The sequence below is a fragment of the Nannocystis sp. RBIL2 genome (assembly GCF_026626745.1).
Lineage (GTDB): Bacteria > Myxococcota_A > Polyangia > Nannocystales > Nannocystaceae > Nannocystis.
Genome location: NZ_JAPNJW010000001.1, coordinates 5544789 through 5564263, shown reverse-complemented (window position 1 = coordinate 5564263; position 19475 = coordinate 5544789). Strand labels below are relative to the sequence as shown.

The 19475-nt window shown below is 71.5% G+C and carries 20 protein-coding genes; 9 read left to right on the top strand and 11 right to left on the bottom strand.

Annotated elements, in window-relative coordinates:
• The first annotated feature begins 70 nt into the window (after positions 1 to 70).
• Together OV090_RS22150 and OV090_RS22145 are read left to right on the top strand one after the other, a co-directional pair.
• A complete protein-coding gene (locus tag OV090_RS22150) occupies positions 71 to 571 on the top strand; it encodes a TspO/MBR family protein (protein ID WP_267706037.1) in 501 nt (166 codons plus the stop codon).
• Between the two features lie 165 nt (positions 572 to 736).
• Complete coding sequence (locus OV090_RS22145; RefSeq protein ID WP_267706036.1) at positions 737 to 1006, top strand: hypothetical protein; 270 nt, start codon at positions 737 to 739, stop codon at positions 1004 to 1006.
• 26 nt (positions 1007 to 1032) lie between these two features.
• Here OV090_RS22145 and OV090_RS22140 read toward each other — a convergent pair whose 3' ends face one another.
• A complete protein-coding gene (locus OV090_RS22140) occupies positions 1033 to 2337 on the bottom strand; it encodes a hypothetical protein (RefSeq protein WP_267706035.1) in 1305 nt (434 codons plus the stop codon).
• Positions 2338 to 2394: 57 nt separating this feature from the next.
• On the opposite strand from OV090_RS22140, the gene OV090_RS22135 reads away from it, so the two are divergent.
• Positions 2395 to 3030, top strand: a complete 636-nt coding sequence (locus tag OV090_RS22135; protein WP_267706034.1) for a hypothetical protein — start codon at positions 2395 to 2397, stop codon at positions 3028 to 3030.
• Between the two features lie 41 nt (positions 3031 to 3071).
• Here OV090_RS22135 and OV090_RS22130 read toward each other — a convergent pair whose 3' ends face one another.
• Positions 3072 to 3902 carry a TIGR02452 family protein gene (locus OV090_RS22130; protein ID WP_267706033.1) on the bottom strand — a complete coding sequence of 277 codons (831 nt, stop codon included), beginning with the start codon at positions 3900 to 3902 and terminating at the stop codon, positions 3072 to 3074.
• A gap of 84 nt (positions 3903 to 3986) precedes the next feature.
• Between OV090_RS22130 and OV090_RS22125 the strand changes: the two genes are divergently transcribed.
• The gene (locus tag OV090_RS22125) at positions 3987 to 5075 is read left to right on the top strand and encodes a hypothetical protein (protein ID WP_267706032.1); all 1089 of its coding nucleotides are present in this window, start codon (positions 3987 to 3989) and stop codon (positions 5073 to 5075) included.
• Positions 5076 to 5139: 64 nt separating this feature from the next.
• On the opposite strand, the gene OV090_RS22120 is transcribed toward OV090_RS22125, so the two are convergent.
• Positions 5140 to 5745, bottom strand: a complete 606-nt coding sequence (locus tag OV090_RS22120; RefSeq protein ID WP_267706031.1) for a hypothetical protein — start codon at positions 5743 to 5745, stop codon at positions 5140 to 5142.
• 564 nt (positions 5746 to 6309) lie between these two features.
• The gene (locus OV090_RS22115) at positions 6310 to 6486 is read right to left on the bottom strand and encodes a hypothetical protein (RefSeq protein ID WP_267706030.1); all 177 of its coding nucleotides are present in this window, start codon (positions 6484 to 6486) and stop codon (positions 6310 to 6312) included.
• A 111-nt stretch (positions 6487 to 6597) separates the two neighbouring features.
• On the opposite strand from OV090_RS22115, the gene OV090_RS22110 reads away from it, so the two are divergent.
• The 3 genes from OV090_RS22110 to OV090_RS22100 are packed head-to-tail and all read left to right on the top strand — an operon-like array spanning position 6598 to position 8929.
• Entirely contained in the window at positions 6598 to 7143 is a 546-nt protein-coding gene (locus tag OV090_RS22110) for a sigma-70 family RNA polymerase sigma factor (RefSeq protein WP_267706029.1), read from the top strand.
• The gene (locus OV090_RS22105; RefSeq protein WP_267706028.1) at positions 7143 to 7733 is read left to right on the top strand and encodes a hypothetical protein; all 591 of its coding nucleotides are present in this window, start codon (positions 7143 to 7145) and stop codon (positions 7731 to 7733) included. The genes OV090_RS22110 and OV090_RS22105 overlap by 1 nt, the downstream gene beginning before the upstream one ends.
• A 56-nt stretch (positions 7734 to 7789) precedes the next feature.
• Positions 7790 to 8929 (top strand): RNA ligase, encoded by a 1140-nt coding sequence (locus OV090_RS22100; protein WP_267706027.1) that lies wholly within the window; start codon positions 7790 to 7792, stop codon positions 8927 to 8929.
• Positions 8930 to 9139: 210 nt separating this feature from the next.
• Here OV090_RS22100 and OV090_RS50800 read toward each other — a convergent pair whose 3' ends face one another.
• Together OV090_RS50800 and OV090_RS22090 are read right to left on the bottom strand one after the other, a co-directional pair.
• On the bottom strand, positions 9140 to 10102 hold the full coding sequence (locus OV090_RS50800; RefSeq protein WP_267706026.1) for an AEC family transporter: 963 nt from the start codon (positions 10100 to 10102) through the stop codon (positions 9140 to 9142).
• Positions 10103 to 10187: 85 nt separating this feature from the next.
• On the bottom strand, positions 10188 to 11084 hold the full coding sequence (locus OV090_RS22090; protein WP_267706025.1) for a hypothetical protein: 897 nt from the start codon (positions 11082 to 11084) through the stop codon (positions 10188 to 10190).
• 110 nt (positions 11085 to 11194) lie between these two features.
• On the opposite strand from OV090_RS22090, the gene OV090_RS22085 reads away from it, so the two are divergent.
• Complete coding sequence (locus OV090_RS22085) at positions 11195 to 11734, top strand: DUF1697 domain-containing protein (RefSeq protein WP_267706024.1); 540 nt, start codon at positions 11195 to 11197, stop codon at positions 11732 to 11734.
• A gap of 23 nt (positions 11735 to 11757) precedes the next feature.
• Here OV090_RS22085 and OV090_RS22080 read toward each other — a convergent pair whose 3' ends face one another.
• The 5 genes from OV090_RS22080 to OV090_RS22060 form a co-directional block, all read right to left on the bottom strand.
• Positions 11758 to 12987, bottom strand: coding sequence for a hypothetical protein (locus tag OV090_RS22080; RefSeq protein WP_267706023.1), 1230 nt, complete (start codon positions 12985 to 12987; stop codon positions 11758 to 11760).
• A gap of 171 nt (positions 12988 to 13158) precedes the next feature.
• Positions 13159 to 14082 carry a hypothetical protein gene (locus OV090_RS22075; protein WP_267706022.1) on the bottom strand — a complete coding sequence of 308 codons (924 nt, stop codon included), beginning with the start codon at positions 14080 to 14082 and terminating at the stop codon, positions 13159 to 13161.
• 99 nt (positions 14083 to 14181) lie between these two features.
• Positions 14182 to 15066, bottom strand: coding sequence for a hypothetical protein (locus OV090_RS22070; protein WP_267706021.1), 885 nt, complete (start codon positions 15064 to 15066; stop codon positions 14182 to 14184).
• A gap of 192 nt (positions 15067 to 15258) precedes the next feature.
• On the bottom strand, positions 15259 to 16404 hold the full coding sequence (locus OV090_RS22065; protein ID WP_267706020.1) for a hypothetical protein: 1146 nt from the start codon (positions 16402 to 16404) through the stop codon (positions 15259 to 15261).
• Positions 16401 to 17024, bottom strand: coding sequence for a sigma-70 family RNA polymerase sigma factor (locus OV090_RS22060; RefSeq protein WP_267706019.1), 624 nt, complete (start codon positions 17022 to 17024; stop codon positions 16401 to 16403). Before OV090_RS22060 ends, OV090_RS22065 begins: the two co-directional genes overlap by 4 nt.
• Before the next feature lie 1096 nt (positions 17025 to 18120).
• Between OV090_RS22060 and OV090_RS22055 the strand changes: the two genes are divergently transcribed.
• Positions 18121 to 19449 carry an ArsB/NhaD family transporter gene (locus OV090_RS22055; RefSeq protein ID WP_267742571.1) on the top strand — a complete coding sequence of 443 codons (1329 nt, stop codon included), beginning with the start codon at positions 18121 to 18123 and terminating at the stop codon, positions 19447 to 19449.
• Positions 19450 to 19475: the final 26 nt, after the last annotated feature.

Here is a 19475-nt window from a genome sequence, read left to right as displayed (position 1 = left end):
GCGTCGCGAGGCGGCGACCTCGAGGGCGGCGCTTTGCAAGCTCGGACGCGATCACCGCGAGTTGCCGCGCATGCCGATCGCCCTCAATCTTGCGCGTATGCAGCACCGCCGATTGTCACCCCTGAGCCTGCTGTTCTGGATCGGCGTGGCCTACGTGCCCGCTCTGTCCGGGTACTTCTTTGGGCCCGACCGCTGGTACCACCGCCTTCACAAGCCCGACTGGACCCCGCCCGACTCGGTGTTCGGCCCGGTGTGGCTGACGCTCTACGCGACCATGGGCCTGAGCATCTACCTGGTGGCGCGCAAGGACAAGCACCCGCTGGTGCCGTGGGCGATCGGCCTGTTCTTCCTCTACCAGCTGCTCAACGCCGCCTGGTCGCCGCTGTTCTTCGGCCTCCACCGCCCGGACCTGTCGCTGGTGTGCGTCGGGGTGCAGTGGTTCGCGCTGATGTCGATGATCCGCGCGTTCTTCAAGGTCAGTCCGGCGGCCGGGTTGCTGCAGATCCCGCACCTGCTGTGGGTGTCGTTCGCGTTCGCGCTGAACGCGTCGATCTGGAACCTCAACCGTTGAGCCCGGCGGGCGTCGTGGGCTGTCCCCTGGGACAGCCCACGATTACTATCGCCCCGATCGTCTTTCACTGCGCGCGAATGCAAGCGTGCGGGCGAGGCGAACGCGCGATACGTCGCATGTGAACGCGGATTGCCTCGTTCGTCGTCGCCATGCAAGGATGTCTGCATGACCGACAAGACAATCGGATGGAGCTTCGTCGCGGCCCTGATCTGCGGGGCCGCCTGCGGCGGCGGGATGGAGAGCCAGGCCTGCAAGGACTACTTCGCGGCCGTCGAGGCCTGCGCCGCGAAAGCGCCCGCGCCGAAGGGCGACATCTTGCGCAAGATGGCCGCCACTTCGAAGGAAGGCTTCGCCAAGAACAGCAATCCCGTGGCTGTCAGCGAGAGCTGCAAGGGGATGCTCACCAGCCTTCAGGCCGATCCCGACTGCAAGTAACGGTTGATAGCGTGTCCTGAGGACATTCACGCGCTCGCCGGGGCCGCGAGGTCGAGCGGCGCGACGGGCCCCTGCTCAAGGCGCTCGTCCGGCTGGCAGCGGTAGCGGGTGACCTGCCCGTCCTCGGCGATCTGCACGCCGTACTCGCCAGTCCACACGCCGAGCTCCGGGCGGAGGTCGAGCGCGGCGCCGGGGGCCTGCGGGTCGAGCCGGCGTGAGCCGCCGTCCCACGCGACGTCGAGCACGGGCCGACCGGCGCTGCAGCGGAGCGTCAGGGCGGTGAGCGGGGCGCCCTGCGGGGCGCTGCGCGGGGTGAGGACGCGATCTTTCAAGGTGACGAGGTGGAGCTGCGTGCAGCGAGCGGCAGGGTCGTCGCTCAGCCGGCAGCGCTCGTCGAGGCCGGCGTCGTCGCCGGCGCACCACGAGACCAAGGCCTCGCCGTCGAAGCCGCGGCGGAACGGAGGCCGGCAGCGGACGCGGCGGAACTTCGGGGTGGCTGCTTTGGTGGCGCCGCGCGGCAGGTAGAGGTCGGCGTGGCTGGGGCCGCCGTGCCAGGCCCAGACGTCGAGCAAGACACCGGCGCCGACGTCGACGAGCGCGCCCATGTCGGACTGGCCACCGTCGACTCCGACCTCGGCGACGTGGTTATCTTTGAAATCGCCGCCGCGCATTGTGTAGAGGTGATAGCCGGGGCACGCACGGGTGCCGCCGACGACGCGATCGCGGCACTGCACCGGTGCACCGATGGCCGCGATCACTGCGTCGTCGGGGGCGAGGGCGAGCACCCGCACGCGGTCGCCACCCCAGGCCGAGAGAGCGTCGGCGGTGAAGCGATCGAGGACGCGCGCGCCGGTGACGGACAGATCGGGAGCGAGGACGGCGGCGCCGAGCAGGCCGCTCGGTGCCTCGATCTCGGCGACGTAGGCGAGCCACGCGTGGCCCTTCGCGGTGCTCACCGCGAGGTCCACAATCTCGCCCTCGGTGCGCAGGACGTGCCTCGGCGGCGCGAGCGGGCTGCCGCGCGGGTCGAGCTGTTGCGCGACGATCTCGCTGGTCTCGCCGTCGTGACGCGACCACACGACGAGGACGCCGGTGGGGCTGGCGGCGTAGTCGAGCGGGCCGGGCGTCGGGGCGTCGGGAGGCGCGGCGACGTCGAGCTGGGGCGGATCGGCGGGTGCATGCGCGGCCGGGCGCTGCTGGGCTTCGGTCGCGGGCTCCGCGGCGGCGCGCGGCGGGGGATCGAGCGCGGGCCTCGGCGAGCTCGACGGACAGGCGAGGAGCACGAGCGCGCCGGCGGCGTGTCGACGCGAGGCGAAGAGGCGGCCGAGCATGCGGCGAGGGTAACAAGAAGCGCGAGACGTTGGCGACGAGGGCGGTACAATCGCCGCGTGGCGAGCGAGCGACCGCTGCGAGAGCTGGTGAGGAGCCGCGGCGTCGACGATGCTTGCCGCGCGATCGATCCGGACGAGCGGCAGCTCGAGGGCCTGCTCTACGAGGGCCGCCGTGCGACGGTCGGGGACGCGCGCGCGGCCGAGCTGGAGGCGCGCACTCTGAAGCTCGGGCCGGCCGAGTACGCGGCGTGGCGGGTCCAGCAGCGGCGGCCGCTCGCTCACATGATCTCGGGCGCGCCGCTGTCGAGCGAATCGCCGGCGCAGTTCGTGCTCGACGGCGTGGTGTGCCGCAGCGTGTGGAGCTTTTATCAGTGCTTGAAGCTGCAGGAGACCGATCCGTCACGCGCGGCGGTGGCGGCCGGGACGTCGGGGCGGCGGCGGGTCGGCACGGGCGGGCGCCGGTCGTTCCGCTGGCGCGGCCAGGAGATCGCGGTCGGCTCGCCCGAACACGGGGCGCTGATCGCCCGCGCGACCGAGGCCAAGCTGCTGGCCCACCCGTACGTGCGCCAGGCGCTGCTGGCGACCGGGATGTCGCTGCTGTACATGGGCCAGGCCGGGGTGACCGCGCTCGGGCGCTACATGCCGCTGGCGCTGATGGTGCTGCGATTCAGGCTGCAGCAGAGAATGATGTGAGATGTTTGATAGAACATGTCATGAAGAGCATGTTCTGAACGTCATGCGAAGCGGCGGGCGAACGGGCCCATGGTGCGCTGCTCGAGGCTGGTGTCGAGGACGGCGAACACCACGCGCTCGAAGGTGCCGCGGAACGGGCCGGTGAGGGCGGCGTGGAACTGGCTGGCGACGAGCTCGGGGTCGCAGCCGAACGCGCCGCAGCCCCAGGCGCCGAGGACGACGCCGTCGTGGCCGTGGCGAGCGGCGAGGGCCAGGACGCGGGCGATTCGGCCGGCGAACACCTGCGGCAGCTCGGCCTCGCGTTCGGGCGCGCGGCTGCGCAGGGCGTTGCGGTTCGGCGCCGCGGCGGTGATGAAGCCGCACTGCCACGGCTGCTCGAGCAGCGGGCCGTCGTCGCCGCGGAACACCGGGACGGCCGGCGAGTAGATCATCGCGTCGCCGTGCATCGCGTCGTGCCAGCCGCCGTGCTCGCCGTACATCGCCCGGCCTTCGAGGCACACGTACAGCGCCGAGGCGCGGCACAGCGACTCCTCCTGGGCTCGCGCGCCGGACAGGAAGCCGCCGCCCGGCCGGCGCGCGGAGGCGAAGTTGAGGGCGACGACGTCGCGGCCGTCGTCGTGCAGGCGACGCGCCGCGACCAGGGTGCTGTCATTGACGACCTCGATGCGGGTGGACCGGTGACCGCGGGGCGCGAGGTCGAGGGCGAGGGCGGGAGGGATGTCGGCGGTGCCGGCGATCGCCCGCGCGATCGCGTCGCCGAGCGCGACGACGCGGCCCGACGGCGCGGTGTAGCTGCCGGCGCGACAGACCTTCAGGGCTTCCGCCCCCATGGCCGCGGCGTCGGACCGAGAGATCTCACGAGGATCGCGCATGCGGTGAGGATCGTCGATTCACCGCTCGGCGTCCATCGATCGGGAACGCGCACCGATGATTGGCGAGATTTGGTAGCGTGACGCATGATCCGCGGATTGCGCGATTTTTCGTGGGCGGCGTGGCTGGCTGCCGGGTCGATTGGCGGTTGTTCGGGCGGCGGCGACGGCAGCACCGACGCCACCGGCGCGACGACCACGACGGGGACGACGGAGCCGCCGCCGGCGACCACCACCGAGGCGGCGAGCGACGCGACCACCACGGGCGGAACGACCGCCGAGGTCTCGACGAGCACGAGCACGGGCACGACGGCGGCGCCGACGACCGGGGAGCCGACGACCGGGGCGCCGGCGACGACCGACGCGAGCACGACCACGGAGGGCACGACGGGCGCGGCGGGCAGCGCGGGCTGTGGTGTGATGAATCCTGCGAGCGGGCCGCTGACGATCGAGGTGCAGGATCAATCAGGGCAGTACATCGTGTCGCTGCCGCCCGACTACGACCCGAACACGGCCTATCCGCTGGGCTTCGGATTCCACGGCCGCAATCGCACCGGGCCCAATTGTCAGGACGGCGACTGCGCCGGGTTCCAGGCGGCGATGGGCGATCACGCGATCCTCGTGTACATGACGTCGCTCGGCGGGACCGGCTGGGAGGGTGACGGCGAGCGCGAGATCAACGCCGAGTTCTTCGCCGCGGTGCTCGATCGGCTGACGAACGAGTACTGCGTCGACGAGGCGCGGGTGTTCGCGGCCGGCACCAGCTCGGGCGCGCACTTCGTCAACGTCCTCGGCTGCCGGTTCGGCGACCGGCTGCTGGCGATCGCGCCGGTGGCCGGCTATCTGCCCGAGAAGGACGATTGCGTCGACCGGGTCGCGGCGCTGGTGATCCACGGGATCGCCGACGTCCACGTGCCGTTCGACAACGGCGAGGAGGCGCGCGACTTCTGGCGCGAGCGCAACGGCTGTGACGCCGCGACGGCGCCGCCGATCGCCGAGGTCCACGCGGCGGTCGAGGCCGAGCCGGAGAGCCACGCCTGCGCGGCGTACCAGGGCTGCGACGCCGGCCTGCCGGTCGTGTGGTGCGAGCACAGCGAGGGCGGTTATGACGGCACCACGCACGGGTGGCCGCTGTTCGGGGGGCAGCAGATCTGGGAGTTCGTGCAGGGTTTGTGACGACGCGAAAGGGGCCGCGACCGGCGAAGCGCCGATCGCGGCCGTGTGATGGGCGCTGCGCGGATCAGAGGCGGTCGGGGTCGATCACGAGGTCGAGGCAGATCTCCACGTCGATGAAGATCAGGCCGTCCTCCTCGTGGACGTCGATATTCCCGTCGATGTTGTCGTTGTCGTCGTCGTCGTCGTTCTCGTGGTCGTCGTTGTCGTCGTCGTCGTGGTCGTCGCCGCCGCGGGCCTTGAGGTCGTCGTCGGCGTGACAGAAGGCGGCGCCGCCGGTCTCACATTGGCTGCGGCAGGTGGCCAGGCGCTCCTCCACGCAGGTGTCGAAGTCGTCGGCGCGGGCGCGGTTGGCGATCTCGGTCTGGCACAGCGGCGCGACCGCCTCGGCGGAGCAGCTCGCCAGGCACTGCGGACCCTCGACGAGGTCGCACGAGTAGGAGCGGTTGTCCTGGTTGAGCACGAGCTGTGCCTCGAAGCAGACCATGATCGCGATCAGGTCGTCGTCGCCGTGGTCGTCGTCGTCATCGTCGTCGTCGTGGTCGCCGTCTCGGTCGTCCCACAGAGTCTCCTGGGCCTGAAGGGCGAGGGGACGCGCCATCGTCGGCTGGGAGGTGACGAACGGCAGTGCGAACGCGAGCGCAGGGGCCAACATGAGAATGTTGCGAGACATGGTAGCAATCCTTTCTTCCGGACGACGGCGAGTGGATTCCCGCCGCCGTCCCGACTCGAAGGATGATTGCGTCGCGCGGCCGAGCAATCGCGAATTGTGGCCAGGAACGGCCGCGCGGGCCCCTCGCCGCGGTCCGGAGCCGCGAATACACCGGTGATATCGCGGGTGCCGGCTCTTCGCCGGACGAGGCCGCGCGGCGACGAATTGCGGCGGTCGGCCCTGCGGGATGTAACGCGCTACACAATATACATAGTCCATCGTGTGAATCGCCCGCCGCGCCGCCCGAGTCGGACGACGCGCCGTCGCCCGCGTCCGGGCCGCCGGCGAATCCTCGGCGGGAACTGGCCGGATTCATTGGACAAGCGGCGCGCCCGCGGCGGCCCCGGAGCCCGCCGCGCACGGCCGGGGCCGATCCGAGGGCTCGCGTCATTCGTCGGTCTTCACATATGAGCCGTCGCCCACACGAGGCCGCGGCCGGCCGCGAGTGACCGGCTGTGCGACATTCATCGCACCCGCCGCGCGGCGACCGGCGCGCCGAAGTAGTATGTATATATGTTTGAATGGTCAGGTGAACCGCCGATCGACCCGCTGTTGCAGGTCCTCGACGTCCATTCCGCAGACCGCGTGAGCCGACGGCGGATCCCAGGGCGGGTCGTCGGGGTCCGCACCTCGCCGCGCCAGGCGGTCCGCGGAGGTCTCGCCGGCCGGAGGGCCCCATCCTTCGTAGCCGGGGCGAGGCATGACATGTTGGTCGGGAGCGACGCCCGGGCGCGCAAAACGAGGGGACCAAGAATTTTTCGCTCGGGCGTGAACCGGAGGGGCACAGTCCCCGACTATCCGCAGTGAGACCTCATGAGCCGCGAGACCGACCGCATCCGTCACGAACTGTTGGCGCTCCGCTGCCGGCGAGGGGAGCCCGCCGCGCTGGCCGAGCTGGTGCGCGCCTGGGAGCCGCGGCTGTTCTTCTACGTCCGGCGGATGCTGGTCGACGAGGAGGAGGCGTGGCAGGTGATGCAGGAGGTGTGGGTGGCGGTGCTGTCGCGGATCGATCGGCTGCGCGAGCCGCAGTGCCTGCCGCAGTGGCTGTACACGATCGCCCGCAACACGCTGATGACCCACCTGCGCGGGCGCTACGCCGAACGCGAGCGGGCCGGGCCCGAGGCGCCGGAGCCGGTCGACGAGGACGACCCGCTGGGCCGCTGGGCCGACGCGGAGCAGGTCTACGCCGGCCTGGCCCGCCTGCCGCCGGTCGACCGCGAGGTGCTCGCTCTGTGCTTTTTGGATGACCTCTCGATCGCCGAGATCGCCGAGGTCCTGACGATCCCGCCGGGCACCGTGAAGTCCCGGCTGTTCAAGGCGAGGAAGGCCCTGCGGGCCGTGCTGGAAGGAGATGGGTGATGGCTGACCGTTCGGACAGGTTCTCGGACTCTCTGCTCGCGCTCGAGCAGGCGCACACGACTGCGGGGCTGCGCGAGCAGCATCGGCGGCAGATGGAGGCGATGCTGGTGCGGCCGCTGTCGCCGCTGCAGCGGGTGCTTCACGCCGCGGTGGCGGTGGCCGGGCTGGTGGGCGCGGGCGTGTGCGCGGCGCTGGTGGTGACCGAGCCGGACACTCTGGCGCCGCTGACCCGGGCCGCGCTGACGCTGCTCGCGGGGTTCGGGGCGAGCTGGTCGCTGTGGGCCGCGGGGGTGCTGCGGCGCGGGGCGGTGCATCGCCGCCGCGACCGCGGGGCGGCGGCGCGGATGGCCTTCGGCTTCACGCTGATCACCGTGGCGATGACCGCGGCGCTGGCCGCCGGGTCGCCGGGCCAGGGCGCGCTGGCGATGCTGGTGGTGTCGCTGGCGCTGCTGGTGACGGCCGCGGTGGTGATGCTGATGCACGCGATCGAGCAGGCCGAGCTGCGCGGACGCGAGCAGGTGCTCCAGCTGGAGCTGCGGGTGCTGACGCTGATGGCGAGCGCCCGCGGCCCGGACGGCGATTGTGCATAGTTCGGCAGGAGGGGGTCTTGCGAATCGCCGGACCCTCTGGCAACTTGCGCGGCCTTATGTCCGATATCGACGTCGTCCGCGCGCTCCGCAGCGAGGGGCTCGACGGGCTGGTGCGGCGCCTGGCGCTGCAGACCCGCCGGCACCGCGAGCACCCGCAGCTGGTCCTCCTCAAATACGACATGATCGAGACGCCGATGGGCGATCCGGTGGCCCGCCAGTGTCGCGGCCTGGTGGTCGACGAGGCCGACGGCTTCCGTCCGGTGGCGTACCCGTACGACAAGTTCTTCAACGCCCACGAGGGCCACGCGGCGCCGATCGACTGGAGCACCGCGCGCGTGTTCGAGAAGATCGACGGGACGCTGGCGACGCTGTACGCGTACCGCGGGGCGTGGCACGTGGCGAGCGCGTCGCTGCCCGACGCGCAGGGGCAGCTGCGCAACGCCAAGCGGAGCGTGGCCGAGGCGTTCTGGGAGGTGTTCCGCGCCGGCGGCTACGCGCTGCCCGACCGCACGGACCACTGCTTCATGTTCGAGCTGTGCCTGCCGAGTGACCCGGTGCTGATCCGCCACGCCGCGCCGCGCCTGCTGCTGCACGGGGCGCGCGACCTGACGACGATGCAGGAGGCCGAGCCGGACCCGTTCGCGCGCGCATACGGGTGGGAGCTGGTGCCGACGCACGCGGTCGCCGACCTCAAGCAGGCGCTGCAGATCGCCCGCGAGCTCGACCCGGCCCGCCACGAGGGGCTGGTGGCCCGCGACGCCCGCTTCAACCGGGTGAAGATCAAGTCGCCGGCGTTCGTGGCGCTGCACCACATGCGCGGGGCGACCAACCTCCGCCACCTGCTCGAGGTGGTCCGCACCAACGAGAGCGACGAATTCCTGGCCTACTTCCCGGAGGCCCGCCCGGCCTGGCAGGCGGTCCGCGAGCGCTTCTTCGCCCTGCGCGCGGAGGCCGAGGCGGCGCTGGAGCGCGGCAAGGAGATCGCCGACGACCGCACGTTCGGCCAGTCGGTCCGCGACCTGCCCTACAGCTCGATCCTGTTCGCGGTCCGCAAGGGCAAGGCGCAGTCGATCGCGGCGGTGTTCGGGGAGATGTCGCTGCAGAATTTGGAGAAATTGCTGCGCCTCGGCGAACTCAGCCGCGAGCTCGGGGTGCCGCTCGAGCCGCGCGCGCGCGGACCGGTCGACGACGCTTGAGTGCATGAAGTCAACGGCCGGCCGCGGTGCATTGCACTGAGTGCAGCACGCGCGGCCTGGGCCGTGGCACGCGTCGAGCTTCCGCAGCTCGGCGGTCTGCTGCGCCCGAGCGGGGGCTCGCGTCGGGCTACGGCGATGATGTCTTCAAAAACATAGCCGATGAGACATGTGTGTTTGGACATGCTCTCCAGAGCATGTCCGAATGCGCAGCTACAGGCCGATCGCTTGCAGGCAGGCGAGGACGAGCGGGAGGGTGGCGAGCGACAGCAGGGTGGTGACGACGGAGGCGGCGGCGGCGAGCTGGGCGTCGCAGCCGGCGTTGGTGGCGATGATCGCCGAGACCACTGCTGTGGGCATGGCGGCCTGCAGGACGGCGGTGCGGGCGACGTCGCCGCGGACGTCGAGAAGGAGCAGGACGAGGCAGGCGATCGCCGGGGCGACGAGCAGCTTGATGGCGGCGATGCCGGCGAGCGGGACGGTCTGGCCGCGCAGCGAGCGGAGGTCGAGGCCGAGGCCGATGGTGAGGAAGGCGAGGACGGCGGTGGTCTGGCCGACCTGGGCGAGCGGGCGCGCGAGCGCGGCCGGGATGGCGAGGCCGCTGACCGCGAGCGCGAGGCCGACGAGCACCGCGACGATCATCGGCTGACGCAGCAAGGAGCCGCCGGCGCGGAGGAGCCGCGGGACGAGCGGGCTCTGGACGGGAATGCGTGGCCGCGCCATGGCGCCGGCGAAGGCGACGCCGAAGGTGAGAAGGAGGATGGTGGTGTCGACGGTGTCGATGATCACCGCGGCGGTGGCGGCCCCGCGCGAGCCGGGGAACACGGCCAGGACGAAGGGGACGCCGAGGAAGGCGGTGTTGGCGAAGGCCGCGGTGACGCCGGCCGCTCCCTGGGCCGGGCGCGAGGCGCCGCGCGACCGCATGAGCAGGACGCCGAGCCCACAGGCGCTGAGCAGGGCGACGGTGCAGGCGAGCACTGCCGGGACGAGCGCGGGCTCGAAGCGCGCGTCGGCGAGGATGACGACGATCAGCGCCGGCATGGTGACCGTCAAGATGATGCGCGCGAGCACGTCGGGCGCGCTGGCCGGGACTGCGCCCGCGAGCCGCAGCAGCTGGCCGACGGCGACGAGCCCGAACAGGGCGATCAGGAGCGGGAGGATGTCGCCGGTGGGCACTGCGCGAAGGTTTTACTCGCGATCGCCGGCGCTGGCTGCGGAGGCGAGAAGGACAGGTGACCGCGCGCGGGGCCGCTACTGGCCGTTACTCGGCGGCGTTGTTGCGGGACGAGGCCTTCTTCTTGGCGGTCGCGCGCCGGGCGGGCTTCTTGGCGGTCTTCTTCGCAGCGACGCTTCTGGTGGGCTTCTTGGCGGTCGCGGTCTTCTTGGTCGCGGGCTTCTTGGTCGCGGTCTTCTTTGCAGCGGGCTTCTTCGCGGCGGGTTTCTTCGCAGCGGGTTTCTTGGTCGCGGGCTTCTTCGCAGCGGGGGCGGTGGTCTTCTTGGTCGCGGGCTTCTTTGCAGCAGCCTTCTTCGCAGTGGGTTTCTTGGTCGCGGGCTTCTTCGCGGCGGGCTTCTTGGTCGCAGCCTTCTTCGCGGCGGTCTTCTCGCTCGCGGTGTCCTGGTGCGGGTACCAGAGCGAGGCCCGGGCTTCGATCGCGGCCATCTCGGCGAGGCTGGGGCGGGTGGGGTCGTCCCACCAGCTGTCGTAGCCGGTGGTGCCGAAGCTCGAGCCGAAGCTCAGGCCCTCGAGGTAGCGCGGGTTGGTGACGCGGACGCGGAGGACGAAGCGGTGGGCGGGGTACTGCGCCTCGGCGGCGTCCTCGTCGTGGATGCTGAAGCGGCCGGTCCGCCAGGCGCGCTCGTCGGTGATGACGCCGATCCGCTCGACCAGCTCGGTCGCGGCGATGAACTTGTCGACGTGCTCGCGGTGGAAGCTCTCCTGCCACACGGGCGGCGTCGGGCCGCCGACCTCCTGCATCGCCTTCTGCAGCGGGGTCGGGTTGGCGCCCGGGTACGGCATGCCGTCGCTCAGCGCCATCACCGCGAACGAACGCGTGAGCGCGTAGTCGTTGGCGCCGCCGGCCGTGCTGGTTGTGCAGTGGAGCTCCACGGTGTCGTCGCTCACGCGCCGGGCCTCTATGTAGAAGGTGTCGCTGGACATCGGACGCGACGATAGCACGCGGCCGCAGTGAGCACATGGCCGATGGACCATGTGCGCCGCACCGCTGATTCGGGCTTGTCAGCCCCGGGCCGATGCGCGCACCATCGAGCATGACCACGTTCATCGCGCTCCTCCGCGGCATCAACGTCGGCAGCACGCGCAAGCTGCCGATGGCCGAGCTGCGGGCCCTGTGCGGCGAGCTCGGCTTCGCCGAGGTGCAGACGTACATCCAGAGCGGCAACGTCGTGTTCACGGCGGACGGCGCGGCCGAGGATCACGAGGCGCTGCTCGAGCAGGGCATCACGCGAGTGTTCGGGCTGCAGGTCGACGTCATGGTGCGCACGGCCGCTCAGTGGGCGCAGATCGTGGCGGGCAATCCGTTGTGGGCGGAGGCCCAGGCGGAGGCCAATCACGTGCTGCTGGGGGTGTCGAAGCGGCCGCCGCGGGCCGACGCGGTGGCGAAGCTGCACGAGCGCGCGACGGCGGGTGAGCGAGTGGTGGCCGCGGGCGAGGTGCTGTGGTTCCACTACCCGAACGGGATCGGGGGCACCAAGTGGTCGCCGGCGCTGGTCGACCGCCTGGTCGGATCGCCGCTGACGGGCCGCAACTGGCGGACGGTGCTGCAGCTGGCCGCGATGGCCAAGGTTTAATTTTAAAAAAGAATCAACCGCGGTCAACGGCGAGCGAGCGGCCAGTCCCAGGCGAGGCCGAGCAGGCCGCGCAGCAGCGGTCGACCGATGGCGAAGGCCTCGACGCCGCCGCTGCGGACGCTGAGCGGCGGCAGGAGGACGTCGATGCCGGCGCCGCCGTGGGCCGAGAGCCGCGGGCCCAATCGCACGGCCAGGGTGAGCGTGGCCGAGAGCATGCCGATCGGCTGAAAGTCGCTGGCGCTGCGGTACGGGCTGGTGGCGCGACCGACGGCCCAGCCGAGCGCGAGGCCGCCGCCGAGGCCGAGGCGCAGCGTGGTGCGCGAGCCCAGCTGCCAGCGCAGCCCGAGTTGCGCGCGCCCGCCGACGAGGCCGAGCAAGATCGATCCGCGGAGATCCGTCCGCCAGCCGGGCGTCACCAGGCCGGTGAGGCCGCCGGCGAACTCGAGACGACGACCGAGTTCGCGCCATCCAGTGAGCTCGAGGCCCGTGAGCACGCCGGCGCCGCCCGGGCCGCCGCCGACGTTCGCGGCGACGAGCAGGCCGTGGTGCTTCACGGGCGCAGCCGGTGCGACGGGCGGCGGGAGGTCGTCCGCGAACTCGGGCAGCGCGGGTGACGGGCGAGGGAGCGGCGTGAACGGAGCTGGTCCTGGGATCGGGTTCGAGGTCGCGGTGGTGGGATTGGTCGCGTTCGAGAGCGAAGCAGGGCTGGTCGCAGAGGTCGAGGTCGAGGTCGTGTTGGTGGTCGCAGCGATCGGGGAGCGCGGGGCGGCGTCCGCAGGCGTGACCCACGGGGCCAGCGGGACGAGCGGGGCGGCGGACGTCGACGCGGCGGGGGCCGGCTCGGGCTCGGCGCGGCCGCGCGTCTCGGTGTGGACCATCTCGGCGGCGCGGAGGGCGACGAGGCCGGGTTGACGACCGTCGTCGATCGCTAGCTCGAGGCGGCGCGGGGCGGTCGCGGCGGGATCGACGAACCACAGGGTGACGGCGGCGCGCTCGTCGTTGCGGGAGACCTGCACGACCGCAGCGGCGGCGTGCTCGGCGAGCAAGGTCGCCATCGCACCGTCGTCGCGTCCGCGCGCGCCGGCGTCGGTGACGGTCATGCCGAGCGCGCGCAGCTCGTCGCGGACGCGCAGCTCGGCGAGGCGCCAGCGCGCGTCGGGGGCGTGGACCAGGACGACGGTGGCGGCGTGGGCGGGGCCGCTGCCGGTGAGCCAGACCGTGGCGGCGAGCAGACATGCGGCGCGGCGAGCCATCGCGCGACAAGGATGCCCGATGCTCCGGCGATCGGCGACCGCATCTCGCGGAGCCGCAACGGACCCGCCCGCGGCGTGACGACGCGACGATCCCGCGGCTCACCTTCGTGGCCGAACGGACATGTCGATAAGGGCATGTCTAAAGGTTCAGGAGGAATTCGCGCCGCGGGGTCACGGGAGAAAGCACACCCCGAGGTGCTCGAGCCCGGCCGGGGGCGGGGGATCGGGGTAGAAGGTCTTGCACGCTTGCCCGACTCCGGGACAGGCCGGGGCGTTCAGGTCGCAGAAGGGGATGCAACAGGCGGCGCCGTCCTTGTCGCACTCGGCGGCGCTCTCGTTGGCGAGGCAGATCAGGCCGTCCTCGCATTGGTCGACGTACTCGCACACCTCGAACAACCCGTGCTTCGGCTGGTCGCCGTCGGGCCAGCAGCCGAACTCGTGGGCGAACCAGAGGCAGGTGTGGCCGGCCGGGCAGGCGTCGAGCAGCGGGTCGCAGGCGGCGAGGCACAGCGGGAGGGCGGCGTTCATGCACATCTGGCCGATGGGACAGGCAGGATTGTCGGCGGCGCCGGTGCAGAGCGGGATGCAGGTTCCCTTTTGACTGAGGGGATCGACGTCGTGGCAGTAGAGGCCGAGGTCACAGGTGTCGGGCCCGAGGTGCCCCTCGACGAGCACCTGGCACGGCTCGCCGAGCTGCGCGGGGCCGGGGGCGATCGCCGCGCAGGCGATGCTGCCGGTGCTGAACGGCGGCGGGCCGGCGGCGGAGCACTTCTCGCCGACGGGGCAATCTTGCGTCCACACGTCGCACTGGGCGGGCGGATCGGGCGGCGAGATGAAGACGCCGTCGTCGGTGGGGGTGCAGACGAAGGTGCAGTCGTCGGTGACGCCGGAGGTGAGGGTCGTGGGGTCGGGAGTCGGAGGAGCGCTGGAGGTCGAGGATATCGAGGCGCCGGAGGTGGTCTGCGGCGGGCCGCCGGTCTCGCTTGCGGTGGCGTCGCCGGGGTCCGACGGGTCGACGCCAGTGGTGAGGATCGGGTCGAGAATCCCCGGCCCGCAACCGGTGAGGGTGATGGCGAGGAGGAGCGCCCGTCGCATGCGAGAGAAGGTCGCGCGAGGCGGGGCGGATGGCTCAGGAAAAAGATTCGCCCGGTCGCGGCCGGGCAGAAGCCGCGGCCGGACGATGACGGGGGCGCCTCAGGGCAGGAGGCAGACGCCGAGGTCCTGGAGGCCCGCGGGAGCCTCGCCGGGTCCGTAGAAGGGCGTGCACTGCTGGCCGACGCCGGGGCAGGTGTCGGGGAGGTCGACGTCGCAGTAGGGGGTGCAGCAGCCGATGCCGTTCGGATCGCATTCGCTGGCGCTCTCGGAGCTGAAGCAGGTCAGGCCGCTCTGGCACGCGTCGGCGCACTCGCACGCCTCGAACAGCCCCTGCGTTTGACCGCTGCCAGCCCAGCAGCCGAACTCGGGGTAGAGCGAGAGGCACCCGGCGTCGCCCGGGCAGGTGTCGAGCCGCGGATCGCAGGCGTCGAGGCACATCGGCAGGGCGGCGTTCAGGCACACCTGTCCGGAGGGGCAGGTGGGATCGTAGATGTCGCCGGTGCAGAGCGAGCGGCAGGTGCCGTGCTGCGTGACGGGATCGACGTCGTAGCAGTAGAGGCCGATGTCGCAGGTGTCGGGGCCGAGGTGGCCCTCGACGAGCACCTGGCACGGCTCGCCGAGCTGGGCGGGGGCGGGGACGATCGGGGCGCAGGCGATGCTGCCGGAGGAGTACGGCGGCGGCCCCTCGGCGCCGCACTTTTCGCCGGCGGGGCAGTCTTGCGCCCACACGTCGCATTGTGCGGGCGGATCGGGCGGCAGGATGAAGACGGCGCCGCTGGGGTCGGGATCGTCGGTGGTGACGGTCGCGACGGGATCGTCGGTCGTCGTCTCGCTGGTGGACGGGTCCTCGGTGGTGACGGTCGAGGTCTCGGAGGGCCCGGTCTCGGAGGTGAAGCCGGTGGTGATGATCGGATCGAAAATATCGCAGCCGCCCAGAGCGATGACGAACGCGAGGGACAGGGACGAGCGAGGGAATGTCGGCATGTCCTTGGGGTCGCAGGAGGCAGCGGCAACGGCTCATATTTCTTTCTTTTTTAAATAAATTGAGGGGGCGTCGGCGCGAGACGATCTTAAATGGCGCGAGTCGCGAGTGAATCGGGCATTCATGATTGCGCCGACTCCGGCGTATGCATGTTCGGCGCCTCCGAAGGGGGGCGACGGAGCGCCGCAGATGGTTCAACGGCGGGTGTCGAGCTCGTCGAGGCGGCGGCGGGCGTCGGCGGCCAATGCACCGTCTGGTGCTTCGGACAGGTACCTATTAAACCAGTCGGCGGCGCGGGGCGGGTCGTGGTCGAGGTCGAGGGCGATGCGGCCGAGCAAGAAGGCGGCGGTGCGGGCGCGCGAGTCGGTCGGGAAGCGCCGGCGCAGGGCGAGCAGGGCCTCGCGCGCCCGGGCGGCGTCGCCGGTGACACGGGCGCAGTGGGCCAGGAGGTCGAGGTCGCCGGCGGCGAGCGTGCGGTGCAGCTGCGAGAGGCCGAGGCGCGCGGCGCCGGCGAGCGCGGCGGTGCAATCGCCGGCCTCGGCGAGGGTGAGCCACGTCGATGATTCGGCGGCGCGGGTGGTGGAACGAGAGGGCGCAGCGGCCCTTGTGATTGGCGGCTGGGGGGTCACGGAGTGATTTGCGGCGGGCTCGGCGGCGACGGGAGTCGGGGCAGGAGAGGGGTCGGTGGCGGGAGGGAGTGATTCGCGGCGGGCCAGGACGTCGCTCGCGGCCGAGGGGTCGCGCAGCTCGAGGCGCTGGCCGGCGCGGACCTGCGTAGTGCCGGTGGCGTCGGTGACGTCGACGCCGCCGCGGTGGACCTCGACGCTCAGGACGCCGGTCTCGGAGCTCCACGTGGCAGTGACGTCGGCGTCGGTGAGCGCGACGGTGAAGGGGCCGGCGGTGACGGCCCAGTCGCGCCCGGGGACGGCCACGACGTGGAGCGTGAGGGCGCCGCGCTCGAGGGCGAGCTCGACGCGCGTGGGCTCGGCGCGGGTGAGGCGCGCGCCGGCGCGGGCGGCCAGCTCGGCGCGGCTGTCGTCGGGGAAGTCGAGGACCAGGGCCTCGCGCTCGGGGGCAGCGAGCCAGGCGCCGACCATGACCGCCTGCTGGGCGACCGTGACGGTGAGCGGCGCGCTCACGGTCGCGGGGCGGGCGAGGAACATGGCCAAAAGGACAGCCGCGGCCAGCGGCACGAGCCACCAGCCGGCGTGGGCGCGGGGTCGGGGCGCGCGGGTGAGGCGAGCCACCGCGGCCCGCTGACGCTCGCGGCGGACCGCTCCGGGGCCGTCGCCGAGGTTGCGGGCGACCTCGCGGGCGAGGCGCTGCACGGGGTCGGTCATCGCTTCACCTCGAGTTCGCGCAGGTGTTCGGCGAGCATCGGGTCGCGCTCGGCGAGCCGGCGGAAGCGGGCCTGGGCGGCGGACAGCCGGCGCTTGACGGTGGCGAGCGAGCAGTCGCAGGCGGCGGCGACGTCGCCGAGCGGCTGTTCGTCGATGAAGCGGAGGGCGAAGGCGATCCGCTCGTCGGCGGGGAGGCGGGAGAGCACGCCGTAGGTCCGCTCGAGCAGCTCGCGCGCCTCGTGCGAGGCGGTCGGGGTGTGGACCTGCTCGGCGGCTGCGGCCTGCAAGCCGAACAATCGCCGCACGCGGCGGCGGCGAATCTCGCTGCGCACGGTGTTGACGGCGACCGCGGCGACCCAGCCGCGCAGAGCCTCGGGGTCGCGGACGCGCTTGAGGCCAGCGAGGAGGGCGACGAAGACCTGCTGCACGAGGTCGTCGTGGTCCTCGTCGGCCCCGAGCACGCGCCACACGAGCCGGTTGACCTGGGCCCCCACGAGGTCGAACAGGGCAGCTCCCGTGCGCGGGTCACCGGCATGCGCGAGCTCGAGCAGCGAGGCCGCAGCATCGGCCGCTCCCGGCCCCTCGGGTTCTTGATCGCTGCGGACGACTCGCAGGGGCATCCAGAATTCAGAGGTCGCACGAGCCGCCCGCGATGGCTCAGAAAAGCTTCGGACCTGCGCCGATGGCGCGAGAGTGGGGGAGGCGGCGAGGTGCGCGAGGCTTGCCGCGGTCGGCCGGAAGGGATCGGGTATTGCCGACTGCGGCCGGTAGCGAGGGGGCGGCGGCGGGTTTGGGGCTTGCCGGTGGGCGACGGGCAGGCGGCTGGGTGATCGGACGGTCGCTGCGGATGCGATCGCCGGATGCGGCGACGAGGCGGCCGGCGGCCGGGGTCGACGGCAACCGCGCGAGCACGACGACCGAAGGCGGCATGAGCACGACGATCGGGGCCGGCTCACGGCTCATGGCAGCGCGAGCGCGGCGACCGCGTTCGGCACGAGCATGGCGTGCGGGGGACGGAGTCACGGCCGACGGCAGCGAGCTCGCCGACCGAGGTCGACACGAGCACGACGTGCGCAGGTCCATGGCAGCGCGAGCGCGAGACCGAGGTCGTGATGACTTTCGACCTCGATCGATCGGGAGGTCGCGCCGCGCTCGACGTCATGAGCTTGCCCGGCTCCGAGTCGAGCCGGCCGTACTCGATCGGATTGCTTCCGCCGCTTCGACTCGCGCGGATGGTCACACGGACAGGTTCTCTCAGGGGCTCCGGCGCTCATGAAGTTTTCTTTGCCGTCGGCGGGTGCGCCGCTGCGGCCGGTGATGTTGCTCGGTGACTTCGACTCGCGGACACATGACCTGACGACGTGATCCTCACGAGGCGAGCCAGGCGCCGTCTGCCGATTCGATCGCCGCGCGTGCTCACAGCAGCGATCGCGACATCGAATCGCGGTGCTGCGAACGATCGGTCGCACTGCATCGAGCCGGTGATTCGCGGGCGTCGATTCGTGGGGCTGCGGGCGGCTGGATACGCGGCGCTGGACCGGCTTGCGATGGCAGCCGAGTCCGCTGTGCATTGATTGCAGCGCCTCGCAGACCGCGCCGCGTAGACTCACGGTTCGGGTGATAGCAAGCGCGATTCGCTTGGGCTAAGCCCCGCCGCGCAGGCAAGAGCTCGGCGTGAGCTGGCTCTTGCATCATGACCCACGAGACATCTTCACCATGCCCGAACACGTGATCTTCGGCCTCGATCCCCTCTGGCTGGCCACCGCGCTGCTCGTCCTCACCTATGCCGCGATCATGTCGGAGAAGATCAATCGCGCCGTGGTGGCGCTGCTCGGCGCGGGCTTGATGATCAGCCTCGGCGTGCTCACCCAGGAGCAGGCCATCCACGGCGTCGACTTCAACACCATCGCGCTTTTGACGGGGATGATGATCCTCGTCAACATCACGCGGAAGAGCGGCATCTTCCAGTTCATCGCCTTCTGGTCGGCGCGCAAGGCCGGCGGCGTGCCGTGGAAGCTGCTCATCATGCTCACCCTGGTGACGGCGGTGCTGTCGGCGCTGCTCGACAACGTGACGACGGTCCTGCTCATCACGCCAGTCACGCTGCTGGTGGCGCGCGAGCTCGACGTGCCGGCCTACCCGTTCCTGTTCGCGGAGATCTTCGCGTCCAACATCGGCGGCACCGCGACGCTGATCGGCGACCCGCCGAACATCCTCATCGGCTCGGCGGCCTCGCTGTCGTTCAACGACTTCGTGCGCAACCTGGCGCCCGTGGTCGGCGTGCTGATCGCGCTGCAGGTGCTGGCGCTGCACGCGATTTGGGGCAAGAAGCTGCGCGCCAACCCGGAGGCGCAGCGCAAGATCATGGCGCTGGAGCCGGCCGAATCGATCAAGGACCACGGCCTATTGGTCAGCTCGCTCGGCGTGCTGTTCGCGGTGCTGGCCGGCTTCGTGACCTCGCGGCAGACCGGGATCGAGCCCGGCACGGTGGCGATGTTCGGCGCCGCGGTGCTGATGTTCCTCTACATCCGCAAGCACCCGGGCCACGACCAGTCGCACCGCGTGCAGGACATCTTCGGCGAGGTCGAGTGGGTCACGATCTTCTTCTTCGTCGGCCTGTTCATGGTCGTCGCCGGGGTGGAGCACGCCGGCCTGCTCGACCACCTCGCCCACGGCCTGGTCGACGTCACCGGCGGCGACCGCAACGTCACGGCGGTGGTGATCCTGTGGGCCTCGGCGGTGCTGTCGGCCATCATCGACAACATCCCGTTCGTCGCCACCATGATCCCGCTGATCAAGAGCATGACCCCGGCGATGGGCGGCACCGAAGGCGTGCTGCCGCTGTGGTGGGCCCTGTCGCTCGGCGCGTGCCTCGGCGGCAACGGCACCCTGGTCGGCGCGAGCGCCAACCTGACCGTGGCCGGCCTGGCGGAGCGCGAGGGCGTGCAGTTCAAGTTCCTGACGTACACCAAGCTGGCGTTCCCGCTGATGCTCGGCAGCATCGCGGTCGCCCACGCGTACCTGTACTTCTGGTTCCTGGACTGAAGTCGGCGCGCACCGACGTGCGACGC

Coding starts and splice junctions, on each gene's coding strand:
- OV090_RS22055 (WP_267742571.1), top strand. CDS start 18,121: ATGCCCGAACACGTGATCTTCGGCCTCGATCCCCTCTGGCTGGCCACC.
- OV090_RS22130 (WP_267706033.1), bottom strand. CDS start 3,902: ATGCGCGATCCTCGTGAGATCTCTCGGTCCGACGCCGCGGCCATGGGG.
- OV090_RS22105 (WP_267706028.1), top strand. CDS start 7,143: ATGGCTGACCGTTCGGACAGGTTCTCGGACTCTCTGCTCGCGCTCGAG.
- OV090_RS22150 (WP_267706037.1), top strand. CDS start 71: ATGCCGATCGCCCTCAATCTTGCGCGTATGCAGCACCGCCGATTGTCA.
- OV090_RS22100 (WP_267706027.1), top strand. CDS start 7,790: ATGTCCGATATCGACGTCGTCCGCGCGCTCCGCAGCGAGGGGCTCGAC.
- OV090_RS22125 (WP_267706032.1), top strand. CDS start 3,987: ATGATCCGCGGATTGCGCGATTTTTCGTGGGCGGCGTGGCTGGCTGCC.
- OV090_RS22110 (WP_267706029.1), top strand. CDS start 6,598: ATGAGCCGCGAGACCGACCGCATCCGTCACGAACTGTTGGCGCTCCGC.
- OV090_RS22115 (WP_267706030.1), bottom strand. CDS start 6,486: ATGCCTCGCCCCGGCTACGAAGGATGGGGCCCTCCGGCCGGCGAGACC.
- OV090_RS22065 (WP_267706020.1), bottom strand. CDS start 16,404: ATGACCGACCCCGTGCAGCGCCTCGCCCGCGAGGTCGCCCGCAACCTC.
- OV090_RS22090 (WP_267706025.1), bottom strand. CDS start 11,084: ATGTCCAGCGACACCTTCTACATAGAGGCCCGGCGCGTGAGCGACGAC.
- OV090_RS22085 (WP_267706024.1), top strand. CDS start 11,195: ATGACCACGTTCATCGCGCTCCTCCGCGGCATCAACGTCGGCAGCACG.
- OV090_RS22080 (WP_267706023.1), bottom strand. CDS start 12,987: ATGGCTCGCCGCGCCGCATGTCTGCTCGCCGCCACGGTCTGGCTCACC.
- OV090_RS22145 (WP_267706036.1), top strand. CDS start 737: ATGACCGACAAGACAATCGGATGGAGCTTCGTCGCGGCCCTGATCTGC.
- OV090_RS22060 (WP_267706019.1), bottom strand. CDS start 17,024: ATGCCCCTGCGAGTCGTCCGCAGCGATCAAGAACCCGAGGGGCCGGGA.
- OV090_RS22120 (WP_267706031.1), bottom strand. CDS start 5,745: ATGTCTCGCAACATTCTCATGTTGGCCCCTGCGCTCGCGTTCGCACTG.
- OV090_RS22070 (WP_267706021.1), bottom strand. CDS start 15,066: ATGCCGACATTCCCTCGCTCGTCCCTGTCCCTCGCGTTCGTCATCGCT.
- OV090_RS22075 (WP_267706022.1), bottom strand. CDS start 14,082: ATGCGACGGGCGCTCCTCCTCGCCATCACCCTCACCGGTTGCGGGCCG.
- OV090_RS22140 (WP_267706035.1), bottom strand. CDS start 2,337: ATGCTCGGCCGCCTCTTCGCCTCGCGTCGACACGCCGCCGGCGCGCTC.